The organism is Actinoplanes sp. NPDC048791 (assembly GCF_040650095.1).
Lineage (GTDB): Bacteria > Actinomycetota > Actinomycetes > Mycobacteriales > Micromonosporaceae > Actinoplanes.
Window position 1 is genome coordinate 1 of record NZ_JBEZGQ010001109.1, and the last position, 2,596, is coordinate 2,596.

Genomic DNA, 2,596 nt, shown 5'->3' on the forward strand with positions numbered 1-2,596 from the left:
CGCCGCCGCCGACTTCTCCGAGGAATTGGTCCTTCTGTCCATGGAAAACACGAAGTACCGGCAATGCTGGGGGTCTCGCGTCGCACCGACCGGCGGCGCCGCGCAGCCGCTGCAGGTCGTCGGGCCCGGGCTCGTGACCCAGCAGGTCACCGGCGAGGCGCTGGAGCACCGGCGGGGTGACCGCGGACAGGCCCAGCCCGGTGGCCGCGTTGACCTCGTGCAGGTCCCGGCCGAGTCGCGCGCGGTCGCCCGAGCGCACCCCGGCGGCGACCTTGCGCAGCAGCTCGGCGGTGTTCTGCGGGCGTTCGGGCGTGTTGCTCTCCTGCGCCGCGGGCGGTGCCTCGCCGGTCAGCTTCTCGACGCGCTCACGCCACCAGGGTCCCAGCTTCTCCGGCGGAGGCTGCTGATCCTGCTGCTCGGGTGGCCCGGCCGGCTCGTCCTGCTTCGCCGTCTTCTGCTCCTCCAGGCCGGCTTTCCAGTCGCGGTCCGGTGGCGCGCTCGCATCGGCGGACAGGCCCAGCGCGGCCAGATAGGCCGCGATCGCGTCCTGGGCCAGGCGCAGGGCGGCCGCGGCGTGCTCGGCGTGCTCGGTGGCATTGCCCAGCTGCGGTACGCCGATCGGGTCGATCGAGGTCTGGCGCACCCAGTTCAGCAGCTCAGTGGCGCTGCGCAGCCGCTCCATCGCCACCGTGACCAGGCCGGTGGGCAGTTCGTCGGACGTGGCGCGGAGCTGGGCGCCGAGTTCCTGCAGCAGCGACATCGCGTTACAGCGTCGCCGTGTAGGTCTGCGCCTGCTCGACCGCGAGCAGCGTGGCGCCGAGGCATTCCTCGAGCTGCTGGTCGGCCTGCGACAGGGAGGCGTGCGCCGCACCGACCGCGTCGTTGGCGCTGCCGTCGAGGGCCGCGGCCAGGCTCTGCTGCGCCTCGCCGAGCTTCTCCCGGGCCGCCTGGATCGCCGCCTGACCCTCCGTGACCTGTTGGAGTGCGGCATCCACAGCCGCTCTGACCTCGGCGACGCTGGCCACTCGTGCAGCCTCCTGCGATATCGACACGGCGGTAAAGACCCAGAATAGTCGTCCACGATGGGGCGGTCGTGCCCGCACGCCCCTTTCGCGAATTCATGCTCGCACGCCCACCGGCGCCACGACAGCCGGGCCCACCCGGTGGCTTGTCGCCCGACTGTGCGTGACCCTCCGCAGGACCGTCGTACGGGCCGCGCACCCCCTATGACCAGCACGATCGTCTGATCACGTCCTGGCGGCGCCCGCTCTGCCCGAGCGCCGCCAGGGCGTTTAGTGATCACTTAGCGGCCGTTGCGCCAGACGTAGATGGCGGCCACGGCGAGCGTGCCGGCGATCAGTACGCCCATCACGACCATGACTGCGACTGCCGCCGCGTTCGCCCCGGAGTTGATCGAGGTTGTGGCGAGCGCGGCCAGGGTTGTCCCTTGCGCCCCGGCGGCTAACAAACATGCCTGCACCACTCCGGGTCCACGCAGCTCACGGCCTTGCGGCGGGGGTTCTGTGGGGTCCGGTGGACTGCTTCCGCGCTGTTCTATGCTCATGGGGACGTTTGTCCTTTCGGAACGGTAGGACGGGCCGGGAGGGATTCGTCTTCGCGAGGGCCTGCGCCAACAGGTGTCCTCGCGAGGAGGGCGGTATCGCGGTAGCGGTGCCGCCCTCTTCGTCGCGATCGAGCGGTTTCTGTTACGTCCACAGAATAGTGACCCCCGCCGGGGCGGTCGTGCTCGCACGCCCCATTTGCGATGTCCTCGGCCCGCCGTCCTCCACCAGCGTTATCTCGGAACGCTGCTCGGTCCTCGTACCTCCGCGCCCAGCGCGGTCACCCGCTCCCGCAGCCCCCGGTCGGCCGTCACCACGACGGTCCGCCGGCCGGCGCCCTCGGCGGCGACCACCGCCACGATCGTGTCGTCCCCGGAGCCGGACGCGCGGACGACCCGGACCCCGTCAACCGCCGGGACGTCCCGGGCGCGGCCCTCCACGACCAGCACCACCTCGACCGGTCCCGGAAGATCCGGGAGCCCTGTGGCGTTGATACCCATGAGGCCGTCGCGCAGTTTGGCGGTGGCCCCCGCGCGGTCCCGCCACCAACCGTCCGGCTTGGAGCCGAGCACGTTGGCGGCGTCGACGACCAGCAGCGGGACGCTCATGTAAGGAGCGTCTCACACCGGAATCAAACGTTCGTTCAGGACGCTGTGCTGTCCCGTGCGGAGCCCGTTTGGTGCCGGACACCGCGGGTAGGCGGCGAGTTTGCCGCTCCCGACCAGCAGTATCAGGAGAGAAGAGATTATGAGCATCGGACCCCTGGGGCCGGGTGGCCCCGGTGAATGGGACGACCTGTTCGCCCGCTTCTTCGGGGCGGCCGAGCCACGACGGTCCGCGCAGCGGATCGACATCACCAGATTCATGAGCGCGGACGCGCGTGAGGTCCTGTCCGTCGCCGCCCGCCGCGCCGCTGAGGTGGCGCCGGCCGGCATCGGCCTGGCCGACCTCGACACCGAGCACCTGCTCTGGGCGCTGCTCCAGCAGGAGCCGCAGCAGGCCCTGGTCCGCCGGGCCGGCGCCGACCCCGCCGC

5 protein-coding genes are annotated in these 2,596 nt (G+C 71.4%); 1 reads left to right on the forward strand and 4 read right to left on the reverse strand.

Annotated features, from left to right (window positions below; translation table 11 throughout):
* The 4 genes from AB0C29_RS42890 to AB0C29_RS42905 form a co-directional block, all read right to left on the reverse strand.
* Positions 1–760: hypothetical protein (locus tag AB0C29_RS42890; protein WP_360833333.1), on the reverse strand; the 760-nt coding region annotated here is incomplete at its 3' end.
* A gap of 4 nt (positions 761–764) precedes the next feature.
* The gene (locus AB0C29_RS42895; protein WP_023364464.1) at positions 765–1,025 is read right to left on the reverse strand and encodes a hypothetical protein; all 261 of its coding nucleotides are present in this window, start codon (positions 1,023–1,025) and stop codon (positions 765–767) included.
* 278 nt (positions 1,026–1,303) lie between these two features.
* Positions 1,304–1,480, reverse strand: coding sequence for a hypothetical protein (locus tag AB0C29_RS42900; RefSeq protein WP_360833335.1), 177 nt, complete (start codon positions 1,478–1,480; stop codon positions 1,304–1,306).
* A gap of 315 nt (positions 1,481–1,795) precedes the next feature.
* Positions 1,796–2,170, reverse strand: a complete 375-nt coding sequence (locus tag AB0C29_RS42905; protein WP_360833337.1) for a hypothetical protein — start codon at positions 2,168–2,170, stop codon at positions 1,796–1,798.
* Between the two features lie 139 nt (positions 2,171–2,309).
* On the opposite strand from AB0C29_RS42905, the gene AB0C29_RS42910 reads away from it, so the two are divergent.
* A partial coding sequence (locus AB0C29_RS42910) for a Clp protease N-terminal domain-containing protein (protein ID WP_360833339.1) occupies positions 2,310–2,596 on the forward strand: 287 nt, incomplete at its 3' end.